Raw genomic sequence first — 22,694 nt, 5'->3', positions numbered from 1 at the left:
TACTACCCAGCGGTGCGACCTCAGCGGGTCTGCTGGCCCAGCGGTGCGACCTCAGCGGGTCTGCTGGCCCAGCGGTGCGACCTCAGCGGGTCTGCTGGCCCAGCGGTGCGACCTCAGCGGGTCTGCTGGCCCATCGGGGAGACGATCGCGTCCACGCGCTGGAAGGACTTCAGGTCCACGTAGCCGGTGGAGGCCATCGCGTGGCGCAGCCCGCCCATCAGGTTCGAGGAGCCGTCGGTGTGGTGCGCGGGGCCCCAGAGGACCTCCTGCAGCGGCGCCACGGTGCCCACCCGGGTGCGGTGTCCGCGCGGGAAGTCCGGGTGCACCGCTTCGAGTCCCCAGTGCCAGCCCTTCCCCGGCGCCTCCTCGGCGCGGGCCAGGGTGGTCCCGAGCATCACAGCGTCGGCGCCCATGGCGAGCGCCTTGACCAGATCCCCGGAGGAGCCCATGCCGCCGTCGGCGATCACATGGACATAGCGGCCTCCGGACTCATCCAGATAGTCCCGGCGGGCAGCGGCGATATCGCTGATCGCGGTGGCCATCGGGACTCGGATCCCCATGGCGCGGCGGGTGGTGGTCGCGGCGCCGCCGCCGAAGCCCACCAGCACCCCGGCTGCACCGGTGCGCATCAGGTGCAGCGCCGGGGTGTACCCGGCGGCCCCGCCGACAATCACCGGCACGTCGAGCTCGTAGATGAACTCCTTGAGGTTCAGCGGGTCACCGTTCTGCGCGACGTGCTCGGCCGAGACGGTGGTGCCGCGGATGACGAACATGTCCACCCCGGCCTCGATGACCGTGCGGTAGAACTCCTGGGTGCGCTGGGGAGTCAGCGAGCCGGAGACGACGACGCCGGCCTCGCGGATCTCGGCCAGCCGTGCGGTGATCAGCTCGGCCTTGATCGGCTCGGAGTAGAGCTGCTGGAGCCGTCGGGTGTTCTCCGCCGAGACCTCCTCGGCGCCCAGCGCCGCGATCTCGGCGAGCACCGGGGCCGGGTCCTCGTAGCGGGTCCAGAGCCCTTCGAGGTTGAGCACGCCCAGCCCGCCCTGCCGGCCCAGCTCGATGGCGGTGGCCGGGGACATCACCGAGTCCATCGGCGCGCCGATCACCGGCATGGAGAAGTTATACGCATCGATGCGCCAGTCCAGACTCACGTCTGCGGGGCTGCGAGTGCGCCGGTTCGGGACGATGGCGACATCGTCCAGAGCCCAGGCCCGGCGGCCGTTCTTGGCCAGGCCGATGGGGATCTCGTTGCTCAAAGCTGCTCCTTTACTAGCGCCGGTAGTTCGGCGCTTCCACCGTCATCATGATGTCATGCGGGTGCGATTCCTTGAGTCCGGCGGAGGTGATCCGCACGAACTTGCCCTTGTGCTTCAGCTCGTCGATGGTGTACGCGCCCACGTAGAACATGGTCTGCCGCAGACCACCGGTGAGCTGGTGGAACACCACCTCGAGCGGTCCGCGGTAGGGCACCTGGCCTTCGATGCCCTCGGGGATGAGCTTCTCGTCGGTGGGCACATCGGCCTGGAAGTAGCGGTCCTTGGAGAAGGAGGTGTTCTTCCCGCGGGTCTGCATCGCCCCCATCGAACCCATGCCGCGGTAGGCCTTGAACTGCTTGCCGTTGTAGAAGACCAGGTCTCCCGGGGACTCCGCGGAGCCGGCCAGCAGCGAACCGAGCATCACCGAATCGGCCCCGGCGACCAGCGCCTTGCCGATGTCTCCGGAGTGCTGCAGGCCGCCGTCGGCAATCAGCGGGACCCCGGCGGGGATGGCCGCCTTGGAGGCTTCGTAGATGGCGGTGACCTGAGGCACTCCGACTCCGGCCACGATGCGGGTGGTGCAGATCGAGCCAGGCCCGACACCGACCTTCACCGCGTCGGCCCCGGCGTCGATGATCGCCTGGGCGCCTTCCCGGGTGGCCGCCTGACCACCGATCACGTCCACCCCGGCAGCGGCCGGTTCGGCCTTGAGCCTGGCGATCATGTCCAGCACCCCGCGGGTGTGCCCATTGGCGGTGTCCACCACCAGGGCGTCCACGCCGGCGTCGATCAGGGTCATCGCGCGTTCGAAGCCTTCACCGAAGAAGCCCACGGCCGCTCCCACGCGGAGCCGGCCCTCGGAGTCCTTGGTGGCCTGCGGGTAGCGGTCGGCCTTGTCGAAGTCCTTGATGGTGATCAGGCCCTGGAGCACGCCCTGGTCATCGACCAGCGGCAGCTTCTCCACCCGGTGCTCGGAGAAGATCCGCAGCACCTCTTCATTGGGGATCCCGACGTGAGCCGTGATCAGCGGCTGCGGGGTCATCTTCTCGTAGACCTTGGTGGTCAGGTACTGCTCGCGCGGGATGAACCGGGTGTCACGGTTGGTGATGATGCCCAGCAGCTTGGACTCCCCATCCACCACCGGGAGCCCGGAGACCCGGTAATGGGCGCAGAGCTCGTCAAGATCGGCGATCGTCGCGTCCGGGGTGATCGTCACCGGGTCGCTGATCATCCCGGACTCGGAGCGCTTGACCTTGTCCACCTGCCGGGCCTGGTCCTCGATGGAGAGGTTCCGGTGCAGGATGCCGATCCCGCCCTGGCGCGCCATGGCGATGGCCATCGGCGCCTCGGTGACGGTGTCCATCGCCGCGGAGGCCACCGGAGACTGCAGCTCGATGTTGCGGGAGAACCGGGTGGTGGTGTCTGCCTCGGAGGGGATGACGTCGGTGGCGCCGGGGAGCAGCAGGACGTCGTCGTAGGTCAGTCCGACGAAGCCGAAGGGGTCGTGCTCCGGTCCTCCGGCGGCGCTCGTCTGATGATGAGTTTCAGTCACGGTGGGGCCTCTCGGGGTCAAAGCGAATAGCTCAGCGACAAGTCTACGTCCCGTGCCCGTCCGCCCGGAGCCAAAGCCTTAGCACTCTGCTTGACCGAGTGCTAAGGCCGTCTATAAAGTCAGACTTAGCACTCGGGACCCTCGGGTGCCAGCTTGTCCGTGGGCCGTCAACCTGCGGAGATCAGCCTGACGGGGCACCATCCGGCACCGCGACGACGGTTGGCCACTCCTAAGGCGTGCGAGAAGATTTCGGCTCGTCGAGCACCCCGGACGCACCGGGAGGCTCAGCACGGGCCTGTGCAGATAAACCGAATCCACACCACGCAAAGGAGAGTACTGACGTGTCAGTCTCCATCAAGCCTCTCGAAGACCGCATCGTTGTCCGCCCCCTGGAAGCAGAGCAGACCACCGCTTCCGGTCTGGTCATCCCCGACACCGCCAAGGAGAAGCCCCAGGAGGGCAAGGTCGTCGCCGTGGGCCCAGGCCGCTTCGATGAGAAGGGCAAGCGCATCCCGGTCGACGTCTCCGAGGGCGACGTCGTCATCTACTCCAAGTTCGGCGGCACCGAGGTCAAGGTCAGCGGCGAAGAGTACCTGGTGCTCAACGCTCGCGACGTCCTGGCCATCATCGAGAAGTAAGAACGGACCGCTGAAGGCTCTTCACGGATCTCCTCACGTTCCGATTCTCACACTCTCAAAGGAGCACTAACCTATGGCAAAGCAGCTTGAATTCAATGACGCTGCACGCCGCGCTCTGGAAGCCGGCATCGATAAGCTCGCAGACACGGTCAAGGTCACCCTCGGTCCCAAGGGCCGCAATGTGGTCCTGGACAAGTCCTGGGGCGCACCGACCATCACCAACGACGGCGTCACCATCGCCCGTGAGGTGGAGGTCGAAGACCCCTACGAGAACCTTGGCGTGCAGCTGGCCAAGGAAGTCGCCACCAAGACCAACGACGTCGCAGGCGACGGCACCACCACCGCCACCGTCCTCGCCCAGGCTCTGGTCAAGGAAGGCCTGCGCAACGTCGCCGCCGGCGCGGCGCCCAGCGAGATCAAGCGCGGCATCGAGACCTCGGTCGCCGCTGTGACCCGCCGGCTGCGCGAGAACGCTCGCGACGTCGAGGGCCAGCAGGTGGCCAACGTGGCCGCGATCTCCGCGCAGAACGACGAGGTCGGCGAGCTGCTGGCTCGCGCCTTCGACGCTGTGGGCACCGATGGCGTGATCACCATCGAAGAGGGGTCCTCGACCTCCACCGAGCTGGAGATCACCGAGGGCATGCAGTTCGACAAGGGCTACCTCTCCCCGCACTTCGTCACCGACGCAGAGCGCCAGGAAGCGGTCCTCGAAGATCCACTGATCCTGATCAACCAGGGCAAGATCTCCAACATGGCGGAGTTCCTGCCGGTCCTGGAGAAGGTCCTGCAGGCCAAGCGCCCGCTGTTCATCATCGCCGAGGACGTCGAGGGCGAGGCCCTCTCCACGCTGGTGGTCAACAAGCTGCGCGGCACGCTCAACGTGGTCGCAGTGAAGGCTCCCGGCTTCGGGGACCGCCGCAAGGCCATGCTCGAGGACATCGCCGTGCTCACCGGTGCACAGGTCATCTCTCCTGATCTGGGCCTGAAGCTCGACCAGGTGGACCTGGAGTCGCTGGGCACCGCTCGTCGGGTGACCGTGACCAAGGATGCGACCACCATCGTCGACGGCGCCGGATCCAAGGAAGATGTGGACGCTCGCGCGGCCACCATCAAGGCCCAGGCCGACGCTTCTGACTCCGAGTGGGACCGCGAGAAGCTCCAGGAGCGTCTGGCGAAGCTCTCCGGCGGCATCGGCGTCATCAAGGTCGGCGCCGCCACCGAGGTGGAGCTCAAGGAGCGCAAGCACCGGATCGAAGACGCCGTCTCCTCCACCCGCGCGGCTCTCGAGGAGGGCATCGTGGCTGGCGGCGGCACCGCCCTGATCAACGCCCTCTCGGTGCTCGATGAGGACGCTGATGTCAAGGCGCTCACCGGTGATGCCGCAGCTGCTGTGGGCATCGTGCGCCGCGCCCTGGTTCAGCCGCTGCGCTGGATCGCGCAGAACGCCGGGGAGGACGGCTTCGTCGTCTCCTCCAAGGTCTCTGAGATGGCACCGAACCACGGCTTCAATGCCAAGACCGGCGTCTACGGCGATCTGATCGCCGATGGCGTCATCGACCCGGTGAAGGTCACCCGTTCTGCCCTGCAGAACGCCGCCTCCATCGCGGCGCTGGTGCTGACCACCGAGACCCTGGTGGTCGAGCGGAAGGACGAGGACGAGGAGCACTGACCTCGCCTGAACCCTGACCACGTGGGGCCCTGACCGTTCTCGGTCAGGGCCCCACGTGGTTCGCAGCTACTGCAGCGAGGCCAGCCGCAGCACCAGCGGGAACGCCAGGAACGCCACCACATCGAGCAGCAGGTGCGCGATCACCAGCGGCATCACCCGTCCGTAGCGGTGATAGAGCCACCCGAAGATGATCCCCATCAGGAGATTCCCGATGCCCGGGCCGAAGCCCTGGTAGAGGTGATACGCCCCGCGCAGCAGCGCGGCGGCCAGGATGATCAGCCAGATCCCCGCTCGGGGCCAGATCCGGCGAGCGCGGTCGAAGAGGTAGGCGACCATGATCACCTCCTCCAGCAGCGAATGCCGCAGCGCGGCGAGGATCAGCACCGGCGAGGTCCACCAGTGCTCCCCGACGTCGGCCGGGATGATCTCGGTGGTGATCCCCGCGGCCCGCCCGGCGCCGTAGACCACCAGCGTGCCCAGCCCGATGATCAGGAAGAGCCCGACGCCGAGGCTGAGGTCCCGGACCGGACGGCGCAGGTCAAGCCCGAAACGACGGAACGGGTTCACCCCCTGGAGGAAGAACAGATAGCAGACCAGTGCGACCGGGAAGAGCGCGAACAGCGAGTCCAGCACCTGGTAACTGAGGTCGAAGAACTCCGCCCGGGACCGTGAGGTCTGCACCGTGGCGCTCTGCTCGGCCAGCGGGGCCAGCGTCAGGCGCTCCGCGAGCTGGAGCACCGCATAGACCGCCGAGCGCCCCAGCGAGAGCCCCAGCACGATCGCCAGCTCCCAGCCCAGGAAGCGCCGCGTCATCGACACCGGCGTTCCCACTGAGCTGTCACGGGCGGGGGTGCTGGCGGGCTGCGGACCGGAGACCTCCGGCGTCGTGGGCTTCACGCTCATGAGTCTAGATCTGCCCGCGGCCGATCAGTGTGGTCAGATGGAAGATATGACTGAGACCTACACCCTGCTCGCCGTCTGCACCGGGAACATCTGCCGCTCCCCCGCCATGGACCGGCTGCTCGCCCACGTCTTCGCCTCCGAGGACGGCATCGAGGTGCGCTCGGCCGGCACCCAGGCGCATGTCGGAGACGATATGGAGCCCCAGATGAAGCACCGGCTCCTCGACTACGGGGCCGTCACCGAGGACTTCGTGGCCGAACAGCTCAGCCCCGAGATGATCCACGGCTCCGAGCTCGTGCTCACCGCCACCCGCGGGCATGTGCGCGATATCCTCACCGACGTCCCCGAGAGCGAACCGAAGGTCTTCACGCTGCGCGAGTTTGCGCGGCTGCTGGATTCCCTGGAGCCAGCCGCCCTCACCGAGGCGATGGCATCCTCGGAGACCACCGCGCAGAAGCTCGCGGCCCTGCTCCCGCTGGTCGCCGGGCAGCGCGATCACGCTGCGACCTCCACGGCGCAGGACGACGTGGTGGACCCGTACCTGATGCCCGATGAGGTCTTCGACGAGTCCTTCGCCCAGGTCCGCGGCCCGATCGAGACGCTGCGCGACGCGCTGCAGCGCTGAGCAGGCGACCCAGCGCTCAGCGGCTGCTCCTGGATGCGAGCTCGAGCACAGACTCCGCAGCACTCAGGGTGGGCCCGCTGTAGCTTGCCCCAAACAGCAGCCAGTGCACGCTGAGGCAGAAGAGCTGATGCAGCGGAATCCGCTCCTGCCAGCCCTCCCGCAGCGCGTGCTGCTGCTGGTAGCCGCTGATCACGGCGTCGAGCTGTGGGAGTCCGAAGAGGTGCAGCAGCGCGATGTCAGTCTCCCGGTGACCGGTGTGCGCGGCCGGGTCGATCAGCACTCCCTGTGCCTGGCCGGAGTCGGTGGACGCCCAGACCACATTGCCGGCCCAGAGGTCCCCGTGGATCAGCGCGGGCGGCTCGGCGTCGTCGAGCGCCCCGCTGCCGATCTTCTCCCGCGCCGAGCGCAGCAGCCGGGCGTCCTCTCGCGTGATCCTTGACTCCAGCGCCGCCAGCACCGGGTCCAGGCGCTCCGCGGCGAGGAAGGCGCCCCAGGAGTCGTGCACACCGGTGCCCAGCTCCACGGGCTGGTCCGCAGGGCCGAAATAGGCCGGGGTCCGCGCCGGGTGCTCCGGGGGCAGCGCCCCGAAGCCAGGAGCATCAGTGGTCTGTGCAGCCAGCCAGCCGTGTGTCCGCGCCAGCGCGGCGCCGAAGTCCCGGGCCGCCTCCGGGTCCGGGGCCACCGGGGTGAGCTCTTGAAGCCTCAGCTCACCGCGCCGCGCCGGCGGTCCTGGAGAGCGATCCGCTGCGGAGGCCTCCCCCGGGGAGGCGGCGAGGACCGGCACCACCGGGGCGCCGCCGTCCTGGGCCGCCTGGGCGAGCCAGCGCAGCCCGGCAGCTTCGACCATGGTGGCCTGCGGGTGATCTGCGGGGGCCTGCTTGAGGAAAGCCATGTGTCACACCCTAGTCAGGACTAGACTCGGACGAGTGAGCGAATCAACCAAGACCCCCGCCGCTGACTCCCCCGAGGCCGTCCCCTCCCATGCGCTGCGCGAGGAGTACGTGGAGCTGGTGGAGGAGGTGCGCAAGCACCGGATCGCCTACTACCAGGACAACGATCCGATCATCTCCGACGCCGAGTTCGATGTCCTCTTCGAACGCCTGGAGGCGATCGAGGCCGAGCACCCGGAGATCGTGGCCGTGGACTCCCCCACCCAGGAGGTGGGCGGTGAGGTCGCCGAGGCCTTCTCCCCGGTGCAGCACCTGCAGCGTCTGTACTCGCTGGAAGACCTCTTCACGCTCGCCGAGCTGCGCACCTGGTACGACCGCGCCACCGCCTCGCTGGCCTCCCTGCGCCCGGAGGAGACCGTGAAGTGGCTCGTCGAGGTCAAGATCGACGGTCTGGCCATCAATCTGCTCTACCGCCGGGGCAAGCTGGTCCGGGCCGCCACCCGCGGTGACGGCACCACCGGTGAGGACGTCACGCACAACGTGCTCACGATCAAGGACATCCCCGCCCAGCTGGCCGGGCAGGACCACCCCGAGGAGCTGGAGGTCCGCGGCGAGATCTTCATGCCGACGGCAGACTTCCATGCCTTCAACGACCAGCTCACCGAGGCCGGCAAGGCCCCGCTGGCGAACCCGCGCAACGCCGCCGCAGGATCGCTGCGGCAGAAGGACCCCGCAAAGACCGCCCAGCGGCCGCTGTCCATGTTCGTCCACGGCATCGGCGCCCGCACCGGCTTCGAGCCGGAGAGTCAGCACGCCGCCTATGACCAGCTCGCCGCATGGGGTCTGCCGGTCAGTCCCTACACCGCGCTGCTCGATGATTACGCCGCCATCGAGGCCTACCTCGATGAGCATGAGAAGAAGCGGCACTCGCTGGTCCATGAGATCGACGGGGTGGTCATCAAGGTCGATGACTTCGCCGCCCAGCGCGGACTGGGACACACCTCCCGAGTCCCGCGCTGGGCCGCGGCGTATAAGTACCCTCCCGAGGAGGTCCACACCCGGCTGCTGGACATCATGGTCCACGTCGGGCGCACCGGGCGGGTCACGCCCTTCGCCGTGCTCGAGCCCAAGAAGGTCGCCGGTTCGGTGGTCTCCCGCGCCACGCTGCACAACCGCGACGTGGTCAAGGCTAAGGGGGTGCTGATCGGGGACGACGTGATCGTGCGCAAGGCCGGTGACGTGATCCCGGAGGTGGTCGGACCGGTGCTTCCTTCACGGAAGAACCGCGAGGATGAGCTGGTGGAGTTCAGCTTCCCCACCCACTGCCCGGTCTGTGGCACCGAGCTCGCCCCCGCCAAAGAGGGCGACGTCGACTACCGCTGCCCCAACGCCGAGAGCTGCCCGGCCCAGGTCAGCGAACGCGTGGTCCACATCGGCTCTCGCGGCGCCCTGGACATCGAGGCCCTCGGCGAGGAGGCCGGACTGGCGCTGACCAACCCGGATCTGCGCCGTCCCATCCCTGAGCTCATCGACTGGGCGGAGACCAAGACCTCTGGCATCGAGCTCCCGCTGGACGACGAGGGCGCGCCGCTGCCGCAGGAGCCGGTCCTCCATGGCGAGGCTGGGCTCTTCGACCTGCGCGTGGAGGACCTCAAGGAGGTCTACGTCTGGCGGGAGACCCGGCGCAAGAACGAAGAGACCGGGGAGCGGGAGCCCACCGGCAAGTGGGCGCCCTCACGGTACTTCTACACCAAGGCCCAGCTCGCCAAGGACGGCACCGTGAAGAAGGCCTCCGAGCCCACGGCCAACACCGTCCAGCTCTTCGCCGAGCTCGAGAAGGCCAAGGCCCAGCCGCTGTGGCGGGTGCTGGTCGCGCTCTCGATCCGCCATGTCGGGCCGACCGCCTCCCGCGCGCTGGCCAACGCCTACGGTTCGATGGCCAAGATCCGCGGCGCCAGCCAGGAGGAGCTTGCCGGGATCGACGGCGTGGGCCCGAGAATGGCCACCACGCTCACCGACTGGTTCAGCACCGACTGGCACGTGAGGATCGTGGATCGCTGGGCGCAGGCCGGGGTCCGGATGGTCGATGAGATCGACGACTCCACACCGCGCACCTTGGAGGGGCTCAGCGTGGTGGTCACCGGCTCCCTGGAGGGCTACTCCCGGGACGAGTCCAAGGAGGCCATCATCACTCGCGGCGGTCGAGCCGCCGGGTCGGTCTCGAAGAAGACCCACTACGTGGTGGCCGGTGCGAACGCCGGAACCAAGCTCGAGAAGGCCGAGGCACTGGGTGTGCCGGTGCTCGATGAAGAAGCGTTCACTGTACTGCTGAACAAGGGTCCCGACGGATTGGATGATGCATGACGAAGCCGAACCCGCAGAAGCTGCAAGACCTGCTGGAGATCGCCCACGAGGCTGCCGCCGCCGGCGCCGGCGTCCTGGCCGAGCGCGAGGAGGTCTCTCCCTCGGGGCTGGTCCTGGGACAGGAGCACTCCGGGGTGCAGACCAAATCCTCGGCCTCGGATCTGGTCACCGATTTCGACCGGCGTGCGGAGCAGGCGGTGCGGGAGGTCATCCATCGGCGGCGACCCTCGGATGAGGTCTCCGGGGAGGAGTATGGGACCACCACCCCTGCCGAGCCCAGCGGCTACCGCTGGTCCATCGACCCGCTGGACGGCACCACGAACTTCGTGCGCGGGATCGTGTACTACGGCACCTCGGTGGGCCTGCAGGGCCCGGACGGGACCTGGCTGGCCGGCGTCGTCGTCGCTCCGGCGCTGTCCAGGATCTGGTGGGCCAGCGCCGGCCAGGGCGCCTGGAGCACCCACGCAGACTCGGAGCCGAGCCGGCTGAGCGGACCCGCAGGGCCGCTTGACGCCGGACTGCTCTCCACCGGATTCGGGTACGATCCAGCGCGGCGCGCCGAGCAGACCGCCGCCGTCACCGCGATGCTGCCGCACTTCGGCAATATGCGCCGCCTCGGAGCCGCCGCCCTGGACATCTGCATGGTCGCTGACGGCACCCAGAACGCGTATGCCGAGTACGGCATCTGGGAGCACGACTGGGCCGCCGGCGCGCTGATCGCCGAGGAGGCCGGCGTCTTCGTGCGCCGCCCCATCGCCGCAGACAGCAGCAAGACCCCGGACTGGACCGTGATCGGGGATATCGGCATCGACCCCAGCGAGCTGTCGCCGGCTCCGCTGACCCGTTGAGCCCCATGCCGCAGAGATCGAACCAGCACACCGACACCGGACCGGCCCCGGCGCGGCAGGGGCTTGCGCCGATACGGATCCGCGCCGCCAGCGAGGCCGACTGGGACCGGATCGCGGAGCTCACCGTGGCCGCCTACGTCGACGGCGGCTTCCTCACCGCCGGAGATTCCTATGTGGCCCACCTCAGCGACGTGGCGACCCGTGCCCGCGGCTCGCAGCTGCTGGTCGCCGAAGTCAGCACCGCCGATGGTCCCGCCGTGGCCGCCTCGGTGGCGGTCACCGACGCCGGGGGCCCGATGGCGGAGGTCTCTCTGCCCGGGGAGATGGAGTTCCGGATGCTCGCCGTGGCGCCGGAGCACCAGGGCCGTGGGATCGCTCGGGCGATGCTGCGCCACATCATCGACCTGGCCGAATCACGACCGGAGATCCAGGCGCTGACCCTGTGCAGCCTGACCTCGATGACCGCAGCCCACGCGCTCTACCGCTCGGAGGGCTTCCACGCGATGCCCGAGCGGGACTTCTATCTGCCCGAGAAGTCTGCGCGCTTCCCGTTCTTCCTGCGCAGCACGGTCCAAGACCCGGCCTGAGTCGCAGCACAGCTCCTGGACCGCAGGACGTCGAGCCCAGCGCCCTCCTCCAGCGCCGCGGTCCAGCCCCCTCCTTCAGCGCCGCAACTGCTCTGCTCCAGGCACGAAGAAGCCCGGTGGCCCCTCTCGCCTCGAGAGGTGCCACCGGGCTTCTTGCTCGGCTCAGCGCGAGGTCTCGCGCTGGGCCATCAGGATCAGCGGCGCTCCGCCAGCTCGTGCGGAAGCGGCTCCGGATCCTCCAGCAGACGGCCGGCCTTGCGGTCTGCCATGTACTGCTTCATCTCTTCCTTGACCTTGGGCGCCAGGATGACCAGGCCGATCACATTGATGAAGATGCACATGAACAGCGCCGAGTCGGCGAAGTCGAAGATGTTCTGCGTGGAGACCAGGCAGCCGATGACGACCAGGACCAGTACGATCGAACGGAAGATCGCGTCACCGACCTTGGTGGTGCCGAAGAGGTGGCGCCAGGCCTGGATGCCGTAGTACGCCCAGGTGATCAGCGTGGAGTAGGCGAACAGCAGCACTGCGATGGTCAGCACGATGTTGAAGCCCGGCAGGAACGAGTCGAAGGCCGCCGAGGTCAGCCCCACGGGGTTGTCCGCGCCCCCGGCGTCGAGTGCTTCCTGGTACTCCGGGGTCCAGGCGAAGATGATGACCAGCGCGGTCATGGTGCAGATCACGACGGTGTCGATGAAGGGCTCCAGGGCGGCGTTGAAGCCCTCGGAGATCGGTCGACGAGTCTTCACCGCGGAGTGTGCGATCGGTGCGGAGCCGATGCCGGCCTCGTTGGAGAAGGCCGCGCGGGTGACACCGATGATGATCACGCCGAGCACGCCGCCGGAGATGCCCTCCGGGGAGAACGCGCCGCTGATGATCGCACCGAAGGCCTCGCCGATGTTGCCGAAGTTGACCGCGATGACGATCAGGCAGGCACCGACGTAGATGATCGCCATGGCGGGAACGAGCTTGGCGGTCACCGAGCCGATGGATTTGATGCCACCGATGATGACCACGCCGACCAGTGCGGCGAACACGACGCCGAAGATCAGCGCTGCCAGGTCCGAGCCGAAGACGCCCTCTTCGCCGCCGGTGGCTGCGCGCAGCTGGCCGAAGGCCTGGTTGGCCTGGAACATGCCGCCGCCGACCACGCCGAAGAGCATGATGGCGATGGCGAAGAGTCCGGTGATGATGGCCACCGGGATGCGGCCCAGCTTGTGGTAGGCCACCTTGAGGTACTGGAAGGGTCCGCCGTGGACCACCCCGTTCTCATCGATGTAGCGGTACTTCACACCCAGGGTGCACTCCACGAACTTGGTGCACATCCCGAAGAGACCGGCGACGATCATCCAGAAGGTGGCGCCGGGGCCGCCCAGCGAGACCGCGGCAGCCACACCGGCGATGTTGCCCAGGCCCACGGTGGCGGAGACCGCAGAGGTCAGCGCCTGGAAGTGCGAGACCTCGCCCGGGTCCTTCTCGGTGGTCCACTTGCCGCGGACGACCTCGAGGCTGATCAGGGGCGTGCGGAACTGGACGAATCCGAAATAGATCGTGAAACCGATGGCGGCCAGAATCGACCACAGCACCACGACCGGTGCGTCGAAGCCGCCCAGCGGGACGGTGGCGAAGATGATTCCGGCGAAAAACTCAGTGATTCCCGCGAACCAGCCGTCCACGGTGGTGGCGGCCCCTTGCAGCGCGGATTCCTCCGTGGCTGCCGCCGAGATAAATGCACTCATGGTGCTCATGTGATTCCCTCACTCGATGATCGGTGCAAAGCGCGTGCGAACTGACTCTCCAGGGCCAGGCCCTGGGTTGCGCAACAATCTACTCCCCCACTATTACCGCGAGTTTGCGACACGCAATGATTGTGTATCGTGCATGTTTCCAGGTGGTGGAATATTGCACAAGAGAGAATTGTGCCATAGAACACAGAAACGGCCCAGAATCGCGCATGGGGGCGGATTCCGGGCCGTCTGTGGGTGAGTCAGGCGTGCTGCGGCTCAGCCGGGGTGAGGCCTGCGCAGCAAGGGGTCAGCCGTCGATCCCCAGCTTCGCCAGGACGATCTCACGGACCTTGCCGGCGTCGGCCTGGCCGCGGGTCTCCTTCATCACCGGACCGATGAGCGCGCCGATGGCCTTGAGCTTGCCGGCGGCGATCTTCTCCACCACATCGGGGTTCTCGGCCATCGCCTTCTCCACGGCGGCGGTGAGCGCTCCGGAGTCATCCGAGACGACCTCCAGGCCGCGGGCGGTGACGATCTCCTCCGGGGTGCCCTCCCCGGCGATCACGTGTTCCAGGACCTGCCGGGCGATCTTGTCATTGATCCGGCCCTCTTCGATCAGTGCGTTCAGGGCGCTGATCGTGGCGGGCTGCACTCCCAGGGCGGCCGGTTCCAGGTCCCGGGCGTTGGCGAGCCGGGAGATCTCACCCATCCACCACTTCCGCGCCACGCTGGGGGCGACCCCGGTGGCCACGGTCTGATCGATCTCATCGAGCAGGCCGGCGGCGATCACGTCACGGAACTCCTGGTCCGAGAAGCCCCAGGCGGCGAGCAGCCGACGGCGGCGCTCGGCCGGGGGCTCGGGCAGCTGGGAGCGCAGCTCCTCCACCCAGGCGGCGGTGGTGACGATCGGCACCAGGTCCGGCTCGGGGAAGTAGCGGTAGTCATCGGCGTCGGACTTCGGGCGGCCCGAGCTGGTGGTGCGGGTGCCCTCCTGCCAGTGCCGGGTCTCCTGCACGATTGTCCCGCCGGCGGCGAGGATCCCGGCGTGCCGGCGCATCTCGTAGCTGACCGCGTGCTCCACGGCGCGCATCGAGTTCACGTTCTTGGTCTCGGAGCGGGTGCCGAAGGTGGTGCTGCCCTTGGGCATCATCGAGACGTTGGCGTCACAGCGCACATTGCCGCGCTCCATCTTCGCGTCCGAGATGTCCAGGGCCTTGACGATGTCGCGCACCGCGGAGACATAGGCGCGCGCCAGCTCCGGGGCCCGGGCGCCGGCGCCCACGATGGGCTTGGTCACGATCTCCACCAGCGGGATCCCGGAGCGGTTGTAGTCCACCAGGGAGTAGTCCGCGCCCTGGATCCGCCCGGAGGTCCCGGCGTGGGTCAGTTTGCCGGCGTCTTCCTCCATATGGGCACGCTCGATCTCCACGCGGAAGACCTCCCCGTCGGCGAGCTCGATGTCGAGGTAGCCGTCGAAGGCGATGGGCTCGTCATACTGCGAGGTCTGCCAGTTCTTCGGGGTGTCCGGGTAGAAGTACTGCTTGCGGGCGAAGCGGCAGCGCTCGGCGATCTCGCAGTTCAGCGCGAGACCGAGCTTGACCGCATACTCCACCGCCTTGCCGTTGACCACGGGCAGGGTGCCGGGCAGGCCCAGGCAGACCTCGTTGACGTTGGTGTTGGGGTCGTCGCCGAAGGCATTGGGCGCCGAGGAGAACATCTTGGTCTTGGTGTTGAGCTCCACGTGGACCTCGAAGCCGAGCACCGGGTCGAACTTCTCCAGTGCCTCCTCGAAGCTCAGCGGGGCTGCCTCAGTCAGCGTCTGCGTCATCTCTTCCTTCACTTCCCGGCGGGGTGAGCCGCCGCTTCCGATGTCTCCGCGAGCTCCGGGGCCTGGGCCCAGAGCGGTTCAGCGTCCTGGGTCAGCAGCTTCTCCAGGGCGGCGCCGGCGCGGTAGACCCGGGCGTCCTCCCGGATCGGGGCGAGGAACTGGATGCCCACCGGAAGGCCCTCGGAGAGTCCGCCCGGCACCGAGAGGCCGGGGATGCCGGCGAGGTTGGCGGGGATGGTGGCCACGTCGTTGAGGTACATCGCCAGCGGATCGTCGTCCTTCTCACCCAGCGGGAACGCCACGGTGGGCGAGGTCGGGGAGATCAACACGTCGGCCTTGGTGAAGGCGGCGTCGAAGTCCTGCTGGATCAGCGTGCGGACCTTCTGCGCGGAGCCGTAGTAGGCGTCGTAGTAGCCGGCCGAGAGCGCGTAGGTGCCCAGGATGATCCGCCGCTTGACCTCGTCGCCGAACCCGGCGGCGCGGGTGGAGCCCATGACCCGTTCGATGGTCATCGGGCCGTCCTCGGGCAGCACCCGGGTGCCGTAGCGCACGCCGTCGAACTTCGCGAGGTTGGAGGAGGCTTCGGAGGGCATGATCAGGTAGTAGGCGCCCAGCGCGTAGTCGAAGCTGGGGCAGTCGACCTCCACGATCTCGGCCCCGGCGGCGCGCAGCGCGTCCAGCGCCTCGTGGAAGCGGGCGAGCACGCCCTCCTGGTAGCCCTCGCCCTGAAGCTGCTTGATCACCCCGATCCGCAGACCGGCCACATCGGCGCCGCGGACGGTCTCGGCCAGGGCCGGGACCTCTCCGGTGAGCGAGGTGGAGTCCTTCGGGTCGTGTCCGGCGATCAGCTCATGCAGCAGCGCGGCGTCTTCGGTGGTCCGGGCCACCGGGCCGATCTGGTCCAGCGAGGAGGCCATCGCGATGGCTCCGTAGCGGGAGACCGCGCCGTAGGTGGGCTTCCCGCCCACAGTGCCGGTCATCGCGCCGGGCTGGCGGATGGAGCCACCGGTGTCGGTGCCCAGCGCCAGCGGGGCCTCGAAGGCGGCCACCGCGGCGGCGGACCCGCCGCCGGATCCGCCGGGGATCCGGCTGAGGTCCCAGGGGTTGCGGGTCACCCCGTAGGCGGAGTGCTCGGTGGAGGAGCCCATCGCGAACTCGTCCAGGTTGGTCTTGCCCAGGATGGGCAGCATCGCGGCGCGCAGCCTGGTCACCACGGTGGCGTCGTAGGGGCTCATCCAGCCGTCGAGCATCTTGGACCCGGCGGTGGTGGGCTGGCCCTGCGTGACGATCAGGTCTTTGACCGCGATCGGCACCCCGGCCAGCGGGTGCAGGGCCTCGGCCTCGGCGCCACCGGCGGCGCGGATCGCGTCGACCTCGGCGGCGGTGCGCAGCGCCTCCTCGGCGGAGACATGCAGGAAGGCGTTGATGCCGCGCTCACCGGCGTCGACGGCGGCGATCCGGTCCAGGTGCGCCTGGGTCAGCTCCACCGAGGTGATCTCCCCGGCGCGCAGCTTCGCGGCCATCTCGGCGGCGGTGAGCCGGATCAGCTCATGGGTGTGGGTGCTCATATCGGGGGTCACTCCTCGTCCAGGATCGCCGGGACCTTGAAACGGCCGGCTTCAGCGTCAGGTGCATTGAGCAGCGACTGTTCTTCGGTGAAGACATGCCCGACCTCGTCCTCACGGAAGACGTTGGTCAGCGGCAGCGGGTGGCTGGTGGCGTGGACCTCGCCGGAGACGGCCTCAGAGACGGTCGCCACGGAGTCCACGATCACGGCCAGCTCCCCGGCCATCTTCTCCAGCTCCTGCTCGGTCATGCTGATGTGGGCCAGTTTTGCCAGATGCTCGACGTCTGCGCGCGAGATCTCAGACATGCAGCTCCCTCGGGGATCGGTGGTGGATGAACTCGGTCCAGTCTATCGGCCAGGACACGACGACGGCGGCCGCTCACCTGTTCAGGTGGGCGGCCGCCGTCGTCATGTGGTTGGGCTGATCAGTCGATTCGACCGGTGGCCCGGAGCGCTGTCTTAAAGCAGCGTCTTGGACGCCTGTCCCGGTCGAGCTGGTCAGCCCGCAGGATCTGCCCTGGGCTCAGTCAGCGACATCCTGGACCGGGGCCTGGTAGCGCAGGATCGCAGCCACGTCCCCGGAGACCGGAGCGCCGACCAGGCCGAAGGAGGCGCCGCCAGCGGTGGCGTCCGCCAGCAGCTGGTCCTCGCCCTCGGCGCGCTCGTGCTGGCGCAGCAGCAGGGTCTCGACCGCGCCCAGCCGGATCGCTGCCCGGACCTCTTCGGCGCCCTCAGCGGAGCGGCCGTGTCCGGTGGCCTCGCCGTAGCGGTCGGTCGCCTCCTTGCCGCGGGCGATCACGACGCGGCGAGCGATCACGGTGAGCTCGTCACGCAGCGCCTCCTCGGTGCCCTCGTCGGCGCTGCCGGAGGGGATGCCGCCGCCGGTCTCGGCCTCGACGGTGAGTTCCTGCAGGGCCTTGGGGAGCTCCTCGTGGAGTCCGCGTCGGCCCTGGGTCTCACCGGCGACCACGATCACGTCGGGGTTCCAGGCGTCTGCGATCTTCGCGACCCGCTGGGAGATGTCCCGGATGTTCTGGGTGGCGGCCTCGTCGGCGGAGCGCTGGATCTGCTTGTGGCTCAGCGCGCCCTGGCGCGGCTTGTGCACCGACTCGCTGCTGCTGCCCTGGACCGATTCCTCGGCGCCGGAGGCGAGCAGGTCATCGCCGGAGACCACCAGGCGGCGGATCACGGCCTGCTGCTGGTCAGCGATGACCACCAGCATTCGGGCGGCGCCGAGGCGGTGCCGGACGTAGTCCCCGAGCTGCGGGGGCTCGCCGACGGTCGCGATGTCCCCGGAGCCCTGGGCGGCGTCGAAGTGCTCATCCAGGATCACCCGGTTCTGATCGGCGACCAGGACACGGCCTTCGGTGTGGACCTCGGTGGGCGCCGGGCCGGTGACGGACTCGTCCAGCTCGCTCAGGGCCGCGTCCGGGGTGCCGGCGTCGGCGAGCTGGCTGCGCAGGTCCTGCCAGCGCAGTCGGAGCTGGTCCTCGGCGTCGGCGGCGGGGGAACGTGCTTCAAGATAGACGGTGGCGAACGGGCCCTGGGCCTCGTAGACGCCTCGTAGATTGGTCAGCTGCATCGTGAGCTCCTTCCTGCGCCCATGATGCGGCGGAAGCTGAGCTTCGCACCGTGGGACGCGAGCTGTTGGTGGCAACAGGTGACTGTCTTCGACGCTATCGAGGACGGAAAGGCGGGGTCAAACGACCTGTTCCTGGACGTCAACGACGACGACGGTCACGTTGTCCCGGCCCCCCGCGCGCAGCGACTGGTGGATCAACCAGTCGACGGTGTCCTGGGCGTTGCGCCCGGCGCCGAGGATCTTCTCGATCTCGGAGTCGTTGAGCTCTCCGCTGAGACCGTCGGAGCAGATCATCAGCCGCTGGCCGGCGCGCACCGGGGCGCTGAAGTAGTCGGCGTCCCACATGTCTCCGGCACCCAGCGCCCGGGTGATCACGTTGCGCTGGGGATGACTGTGCAGCTCCTCGGCGGTGATCAGTCCGGACTCGAACATGTCCTGGACCTGGGAGTGGTCTCGGCTGAGCTGCTTCAGAGCGGAGTCCTCGAAGAGGTAGGTGCGGGAGTCCCCGATGTTGAAGACGGTCCAGTTCAGGCCCTCGCCCTGGTCTTCGAGCAGCGCACCGGAGACCGTGGTGCCGGCCTTGGAGTCGGTGGCCTCGCGGATCCGCCGGTCCGCCTCGGTGAGGAACCCCTGGATCTCCTCCCGGGAGATCCGCCCCTCGGCCTGGTTCCAGCCGTCGGCAAGGGTCTGCACGGCCAGCGCCGAAGCGACCTCGCCGGCCTCGTGTCCGCCCATGCCGTCGGCCACCGCGAAGAGCGTGTCGGTGATCACCGAGGAGTCCTCGTTGAGCTCGCGGCGCAGGCCCACATGGGACCCGTATCCGTAGTCGAGGTAGAGGCCTGCGGGCGGGGTCTGCTGCTCCCGGGGTTCCTCTGAGCTGTCTGTGCTGGCTGCCACATGCCCATCTTGTCACGGGGTCGGTCACTGTGGTGACCGCATGGCGCATTTCGCGGCGCCTCGCCTGTGCTCAACGGGGCTCCGTGCTCAGCGGGGCTCTGTGCTGATCCCGGCGCCCTGGCCGCGCAGCAACATGTTCGGCTGGACCTCGCCGAAGCCGCGCACGATCCGTGGCGGCTGCGGCACCAGCAGGTAGTCCGGGTTGGACTCCAGGGTCTGGGCGGTGACCTGGTCCACCAGGATGGTGCCCGGGTCTGCCAGTGCTGTGAGTCGGGCCGCCAGGTTCACGGTGGGGCCGTAGATGTCCCCCATCCGAGAGAGCACCCGGCCCCAGACCACTGAGACCCGCGCCTCAGGCAGGACGCCGTCAGCGGCGATCGACTCTGCCAGGGCCAACGCGATCTCGGCTCCGGCCTCAGGGGTCTCCGCGTTGTAGAGCACCTCGTCCCCCACTGTCTTGACCAGTCGGCCGCCGCCGATGGAGATGATCTCGGCGCATTTGGACTCGAAGTGCTGGACCATGTGGGCCAGAGTGCGTTCGTTCATCTGCCGTGAGAGTGAGGTGTAGGAGACCAGGTCCGCGAAGCCGACGGCCCGGGCCAGCGGCAGGGCGGCGTCGTCCTCGGCGCCGGTGCGTCCCTGCTCGGTGGCCGCCAGACCCGATTCCACTCGGACCGTGAGGCGCTGCAGGGCCGCGGAGAGCTGGCGCCGCCAGGTGTAGCCCATGAGCTTCTGGATCGGCTCGATCAGCTGCGGCAGCGTCTCCACCACCTGGGACCGGGCCACGGCGTCGGAGAGCTGACCGTTGGCGATCTTGTCCTCGACCAGGGCCTCGATCTGCCAGACCACCATGCGGTCGGTCATCTGACCCACCGAGCGGGTCATCGAGATCGCGGTCTCCTCGTTGAGGTGCCCGTCCCGGACCAGCTCGATCATCGTGGCCAGGGCCTCGACGTCGGTCTTGGTGAAGGCCTTGACGTCGTCGTCGAGGTTGGGGAAGCCCAGGGCGCGCCAGAGCCGCCTGGCCGAGCGGGTGGAGACGCCCAGCTGATCGGCCATCTGCCGGTAGGTCAGGGTGCGTTCGGCGCCGAGCAGCCGGTGCTCCAGCTCACGGATGGTCCGGTGCCATTCGCGCTGCTCCATGCTGGGAATCGGGATCGCGGCGGTCTCCGGCGAGCGCTCGTGACCGTTGAACGCCGCGGCGTTTGTCTTGGTCGAGCTCCGGGCGCCGGTGTCAGCGCCGGTGCCCAGACCGGTGTTGGTGTCCGTGCCAGTGCCCGGCGCGCGCTGGTCGGAGCGATCGGCGCCGACCTCCGGCCGTTCCTGGTCGGCGACGCCGGGGCCGCGATCGGCGAGACCCTCTGCGGGGACTCGCGGTTCCGGGGTCACGGTGATCCGGGCCTCGCCGGCCTCCTGCAGAACCGTCCGGCGGACCCGGCCCTGGAGTCGGGGGGAATGGAAGTCGGACCAGTCCTGGCGGGCAGCCTCGAGCTCCGCGGAGGAGTAATGGGCCGAGACCTCGTTGGAGGGACCGTCGGCTTCCGCGGCCTCTGCAGATCCGGCGGCCTCCGCGGAGATCCGCATCGGTTCACCGCTGAGCTCGAGGCCGTGGCTGGCTCCGGGCGGGGTGAAGCGCACCGCCCGCCAGGAGGCGTCGGTATCCTCCCCACCGAGATAGATCGGCGGGGCATCCGGGCGCGCGGGCGACTCGGTCCGCTCATGGCCCGACGATTCCGAGCGAGCGGGCGACTCAGGCCGCTCGTGGCCCGGCGATTCGGCTCCCGTGCGGGGCTCAGGCATAGCGCGGCTCTCCGTATCCTCCAGGAGCAGGCGCCTGGCTCGCGTACTGCGCGGCGACGTGGCGTCGGTACTGGCCCAGTTCCTCGGCGATGACGGTCTGGAAATGCGCGGCGTCGGGCATGTTGCTCAGCCGCGTGCGCTGATGCTGCCCATACGCGCCGTGGAGCAGGAGCAGGTCCCCGGCCTCCGACATGGCCTGCAGCCGGGACTGCTTCAGCTGCACCTCAGAGAGCAGCCCCAAGGGCACCACGCTCGCCTGCGCCGCCCCGATCAGGTTTTTCTGCACCACACGGTGGCTGGTGAGATACGTCATCCGGTTGGCCCAGGTGAGCAGGGGCTTGAGCGTGCCGAAAGCGAGCGCGAGGAGCCCTCCGGCCCAGATCAGGAACACCCCGATGTGGTGATAGTGCGCGATGAACGCTGGCTGGTCCGCGCGGGCGATGTAGCCCAGCAGGAAGCTCATCACCATCACCACGATGAGAAAGTTCAACAGTGCCGGGAGCAGGGCACGGTGATGGGCACGGGTGCGGATGATCACCTGCTCGCCGTCGACCAGCTTGAGCTTCATCGTGAGCCACAGCCTCCTGCCGGTCCTTGTCCACCCCTGGCTCCCCGAGCCAGGTCGTGCCAGTTGATGTGCGTGCTGAAGCCAAGTCTACCGGGGGTGGCTGAGCACGAGCTTGACCCCTCCCCCACCCCTCCCCCAGCTTTTACCGGGCCCACCGTGGATGACCGGGCCCACCGTCGGGCAGGTATCCCACCTATGGCCCGGTAAAACGTCAGGGGTGGGCAAATACGTCAGGGGGTGGGTCGGAGGTGGGTCACGTCCCCGGCAGAGAAGGCTGCGAGCGCGGGCACCACCGGCGTCCACTCCAGCTCCGGCGCTGCGCGACGGTCCGTCACCTCCACCTGCAGCGCACCCAGCGGAGTGAGGCCGACGGCGACGCCGCGCTGGGCGCTGCCGTCGGGAAGCTCCACCCGGACCTGCTGGCCGAGGGTGGCCAGCACCTCAGAGACCTGCGCGATCAGCAGCTGCGGCACCGTCTCCGGGTCCCGCTCGGCGGCGGATTCGACACAGTGCAGAAGGGCCGCGAAGCGCTCCAGAAAACTGCACAGCAGCTCGGTGCGCAGCGGTCCCAGCTCCGAGCTGCCCAGCTCCAGGCTGCTCGACTGCGCGCTGCTCGCCTCGAGCGCGGCTCCCTGTGGTCCCCGCGGTCCCTGATCGGCGCGGCGGCGCAGCTCGATCAGCACCGAGGTGGAGTTCTCGATGGGCAGCTGCTCCGGAGTGAGCAGCACGTTGATCCCCACTCCCAGCACGACGGCGCCCGGCCCGGTCCGCCGGGGCCCGGTGGACCCTGCCGAAGTCACCGCCGCCCGGGCGCCGGTCGAGACGGGTCCGGTCGGGATGGCTGATGAGCCGGGGGCAACTGATGGGGCGGCTGTGGCTGATGAGGCCGGGGAGACCGCAGCGGCGAGGATTCCGCTGATCTTCTTGGCCGGCCCCTCGGCCTGGGTCACCTGAACATCGTTGGGCCACTTCAGGATCGCGCGCTGGCCCTCGGCGTCCAGCCCGCAGTCCTGGCGCAGCGTGTCCACGAGCGCGCGCCCGGCCAGCATGGAGAGCCAGCCCAGGTGGGCAGGGTCCAGCTTCGGACGCAGCACGATCGAACTCGAGAGGGATGCGCCCTTCGGTGAGCTCCAGGCTCGCCCGAGCCGGCCCCGCCCGCTGGTCTGTTCCTCCGCAGTGAGCACCGAGAGATGCGGCCACGCAGTGCCCAGCTGCTCGGTGGCCTCGGCGGTGAGCGCCTGGGTCAGCCACTGATTGGTGGACCCGACCGAGTCCATCCGTTGGATCCGGGAGTAGGCGCCGCCGGCATCGGTGAGCAGTCGTCGGGCGAGCAGTCCCTCGTCGAGCGGGGGCAGGGCGGCAGTCATCTGCTCAGATTAGGCCACGGAGCCCC

At 68.7% G+C, this 22,694-nt stretch carries 19 protein-coding genes; 6 read left to right on the top strand and 13 right to left on the bottom strand.

The annotated features are described in order from the left end of the window. Positions 1-113 precede the first annotated feature (113 nt). Both HNR24_RS13210 and guaB read right to left on the bottom strand, forming a co-directional pair. On the bottom strand, positions 114-1,256 hold the full coding sequence (locus HNR24_RS13210; protein WP_058887470.1) for a GuaB3 family IMP dehydrogenase-related protein: 1,143 nt from the start codon (positions 1,254-1,256) through the stop codon (positions 114-116). A 13-nt stretch (positions 1,257-1,269) separates the two neighbouring features. Then, complete coding sequence (guaB, locus tag HNR24_RS13205) at positions 1,270-2,808, bottom strand: IMP dehydrogenase (protein WP_182495988.1); 1,539 nt, start codon at positions 2,806-2,808, stop codon at positions 1,270-1,272. Between the two features lie 341 nt (positions 2,809-3,149). Here guaB and groES point away from each other — a divergent pair, with 341 nt between their 5' ends. Continuing rightward, the gene (gene groES, locus HNR24_RS13200; protein WP_058887472.1) at positions 3,150-3,446 is read left to right on the top strand and encodes a co-chaperone GroES; all 297 of its coding nucleotides are present in this window, start codon (positions 3,150-3,152) and stop codon (positions 3,444-3,446) included. A gap of 73 nt (positions 3,447-3,519) precedes the next feature. Beyond that, positions 3,520-5,115 carry a chaperonin GroEL gene (gene groL, locus HNR24_RS13195; protein WP_179440866.1) on the top strand — a complete coding sequence of 532 codons (1,596 nt, stop codon included), beginning with the start codon at positions 3,520-3,522 and terminating at the stop codon, positions 5,113-5,115. 66 nt (positions 5,116-5,181) lie between these two features. Here the strand turns inward: groL and HNR24_RS13190 are convergent, their stop codons facing one another. Next, complete coding sequence (locus tag HNR24_RS13190) at positions 5,182-6,018, bottom strand: CPBP family intramembrane glutamic endopeptidase (RefSeq protein ID WP_182495987.1); 837 nt, start codon at positions 6,016-6,018, stop codon at positions 5,182-5,184. 46 nt (positions 6,019-6,064) lie between these two features. On the opposite strand from HNR24_RS13190, the gene HNR24_RS13185 reads away from it, so the two are divergent. After that, the gene (locus HNR24_RS13185; protein WP_058887474.1) at positions 6,065-6,643 is read left to right on the top strand and encodes an arsenate reductase/protein-tyrosine-phosphatase family protein; all 579 of its coding nucleotides are present in this window, start codon (positions 6,065-6,067) and stop codon (positions 6,641-6,643) included. A gap of 16 nt (positions 6,644-6,659) precedes the next feature. Here the strand turns inward: HNR24_RS13185 and HNR24_RS13180 are convergent, their stop codons facing one another. Then, positions 6,660-7,535: a fructosamine kinase family protein gene (locus HNR24_RS13180; RefSeq protein WP_058887475.1), complete on the bottom strand. Its 876-nt coding sequence runs from the start codon at positions 7,533-7,535 to the stop codon at positions 6,660-6,662. A 34-nt stretch (positions 7,536-7,569) separates the two neighbouring features. On the opposite strand from HNR24_RS13180, the gene ligA reads away from it, so the two are divergent. The 3 genes from ligA to HNR24_RS13165 are packed head-to-tail and all read left to right on the top strand — an operon-like array spanning position 7,570 to position 11,332. Then, positions 7,570-9,897: an NAD-dependent DNA ligase LigA gene (gene ligA / locus HNR24_RS13175; protein ID WP_058887476.1), complete on the top strand. Its 2,328-nt coding sequence runs from the start codon at positions 7,570-7,572 to the stop codon at positions 9,895-9,897. Continuing rightward, entirely contained in the window at positions 9,894-10,745 is an 852-nt protein-coding gene (locus HNR24_RS13170) for an inositol monophosphatase family protein (RefSeq protein WP_058887477.1), read from the top strand. Before ligA ends, HNR24_RS13170 begins: the two co-directional genes overlap by 4 nt. A 5-nt stretch (positions 10,746-10,750) precedes the next feature. Next, complete coding sequence (locus HNR24_RS13165) at positions 10,751-11,332, top strand: GNAT family N-acetyltransferase (protein ID WP_058887478.1); 582 nt, start codon at positions 10,751-10,753, stop codon at positions 11,330-11,332. Between the two features lie 194 nt (positions 11,333-11,526). Here the strand turns inward: HNR24_RS13165 and HNR24_RS13160 are convergent, their stop codons facing one another. From HNR24_RS13160 to HNR24_RS13120, 9 genes are all read right to left on the bottom strand, one after another. After that, a complete protein-coding gene (locus HNR24_RS13160) occupies positions 11,527-13,071 on the bottom strand; it encodes an alanine/glycine:cation symporter family protein (RefSeq protein ID WP_058887717.1) in 1,545 nt (514 codons plus the stop codon). A 295-nt stretch (positions 13,072-13,366) separates the two neighbouring features. Then, positions 13,367-14,887, bottom strand: a complete 1,521-nt coding sequence (gene gatB / locus HNR24_RS13155; RefSeq protein WP_058887479.1) for an Asp-tRNA(Asn)/Glu-tRNA(Gln) amidotransferase subunit GatB — start codon at positions 14,885-14,887, stop codon at positions 13,367-13,369. Positions 14,888-14,895: 8 nt separating this feature from the next. Beyond that, positions 14,896-16,455: an Asp-tRNA(Asn)/Glu-tRNA(Gln) amidotransferase subunit GatA gene (gene gatA, locus HNR24_RS13150; protein ID WP_058887480.1), complete on the bottom strand. Its 1,560-nt coding sequence runs from the start codon at positions 16,453-16,455 to the stop codon at positions 14,896-14,898. 8 nt (positions 16,456-16,463) lie between these two features. Then, positions 16,464-16,760, bottom strand: a complete 297-nt coding sequence (gatC, locus tag HNR24_RS13145) for an Asp-tRNA(Asn)/Glu-tRNA(Gln) amidotransferase subunit GatC (RefSeq protein ID WP_058887481.1) — start codon at positions 16,758-16,760, stop codon at positions 16,464-16,466. 217 nt (positions 16,761-16,977) lie between these two features. Then, positions 16,978-18,036 (bottom strand): baeRF2 domain-containing protein, encoded by a 1,059-nt coding sequence (locus HNR24_RS13140; protein ID WP_058887482.1) that lies wholly within the window; start codon positions 18,034-18,036, stop codon positions 16,978-16,980. Positions 18,037-18,153: 117 nt separating this feature from the next. Further along, on the bottom strand, positions 18,154-18,933 hold the full coding sequence (locus HNR24_RS13135; RefSeq protein ID WP_182495986.1) for a PP2C family protein-serine/threonine phosphatase: 780 nt from the start codon (positions 18,931-18,933) through the stop codon (positions 18,154-18,156). Between the two features lie 87 nt (positions 18,934-19,020). Further along, the gene (locus tag HNR24_RS14420) at positions 19,021-20,733 is read right to left on the bottom strand and encodes an adenylate/guanylate cyclase domain-containing protein (protein WP_375139280.1); all 1,713 of its coding nucleotides are present in this window, start codon (positions 20,731-20,733) and stop codon (positions 19,021-19,023) included. Then, positions 20,726-21,301, bottom strand: coding sequence for a PH domain-containing protein (locus HNR24_RS13125; protein WP_182495985.1), 576 nt, complete (start codon positions 21,299-21,301; stop codon positions 20,726-20,728). Before HNR24_RS13125 ends, HNR24_RS14420 begins: the two co-directional genes overlap by 8 nt. A gap of 230 nt (positions 21,302-21,531) precedes the next feature. Continuing rightward, complete coding sequence (locus HNR24_RS13120; protein WP_182495984.1) at positions 21,532-22,668, bottom strand: biotin--[acetyl-CoA-carboxylase] ligase; 1,137 nt, start codon at positions 22,666-22,668, stop codon at positions 21,532-21,534. Positions 22,669-22,694: the final 26 nt, after the last annotated feature.

The sequence above is a fragment of the Nesterenkonia sandarakina genome, from assembly GCF_014138825.1.
GTDB lineage: Bacteria > Actinomycetota > Actinomycetes > Actinomycetales > Micrococcaceae > Nesterenkonia > Nesterenkonia sandarakina.
The sequence above is the reverse complement of the archived record's forward strand: the minus strand, read 5'-3'. Positions and strand labels throughout refer to the sequence as shown.

Bases quoted from the DNA above. Each gene is read 5' to 3' on its own strand.
- HNR24_RS13165 (WP_058887478.1), top strand. From the start codon at position 10,751: ATGCCGCAGAGATCGAACCAGCACACCGACACCGGACCGGCCCCGGCG.
- HNR24_RS13190 (WP_182495987.1), bottom strand. From the start codon at position 6,018: ATGAGCGTGAAGCCCACGACGCCGGAGGTCTCCGGTCCGCAGCCCGCC.
- HNR24_RS13185 (WP_058887474.1), top strand. From the start codon at position 6,065: ATGACTGAGACCTACACCCTGCTCGCCGTCTGCACCGGGAACATCTGC.
- HNR24_RS13120 (WP_182495984.1), bottom strand. From the start codon at position 22,668: ATGACTGCCGCCCTGCCCCCGCTCGACGAGGGACTGCTCGCCCGACGA.
- gatC (WP_058887481.1), bottom strand. From the start codon at position 16,760: ATGTCTGAGATCTCGCGCGCAGACGTCGAGCATCTGGCAAAACTGGCC.
- gatA (WP_058887480.1), bottom strand. From the start codon at position 16,455: ATGAGCACCCACACCCATGAGCTGATCCGGCTCACCGCCGCCGAGATG.
- HNR24_RS13125 (WP_182495985.1), bottom strand. From the start codon at position 21,301: ATGAAGCTCAAGCTGGTCGACGGCGAGCAGGTGATCATCCGCACCCGT.
- HNR24_RS13140 (WP_058887482.1), bottom strand. From the start codon at position 18,036: ATGCAGCTGACCAATCTACGAGGCGTCTACGAGGCCCAGGGCCCGTTC.
- HNR24_RS14420 (WP_375139280.1), bottom strand. From the start codon at position 20,733: ATGCCTGAGCCCCGCACGGGAGCCGAATCGCCGGGCCACGAGCGGCCT.
- gatB (WP_058887479.1), bottom strand. From the start codon at position 14,887: ATGACGCAGACGCTGACTGAGGCAGCCCCGCTGAGCTTCGAGGAGGCA.
- HNR24_RS13180 (WP_058887475.1), bottom strand. From the start codon at position 7,535: ATGGCTTTCCTCAAGCAGGCCCCCGCAGATCACCCGCAGGCCACCATG.
- HNR24_RS13170 (WP_058887477.1), top strand. From the start codon at position 9,894: ATGACGAAGCCGAACCCGCAGAAGCTGCAAGACCTGCTGGAGATCGCC.
- groL (WP_179440866.1), top strand. From the start codon at position 3,520: ATGGCAAAGCAGCTTGAATTCAATGACGCTGCACGCCGCGCTCTGGAA.
- HNR24_RS13160 (WP_058887717.1), bottom strand. From the start codon at position 13,071: ATGAGTGCATTTATCTCGGCGGCAGCCACGGAGGAATCCGCGCTGCAA.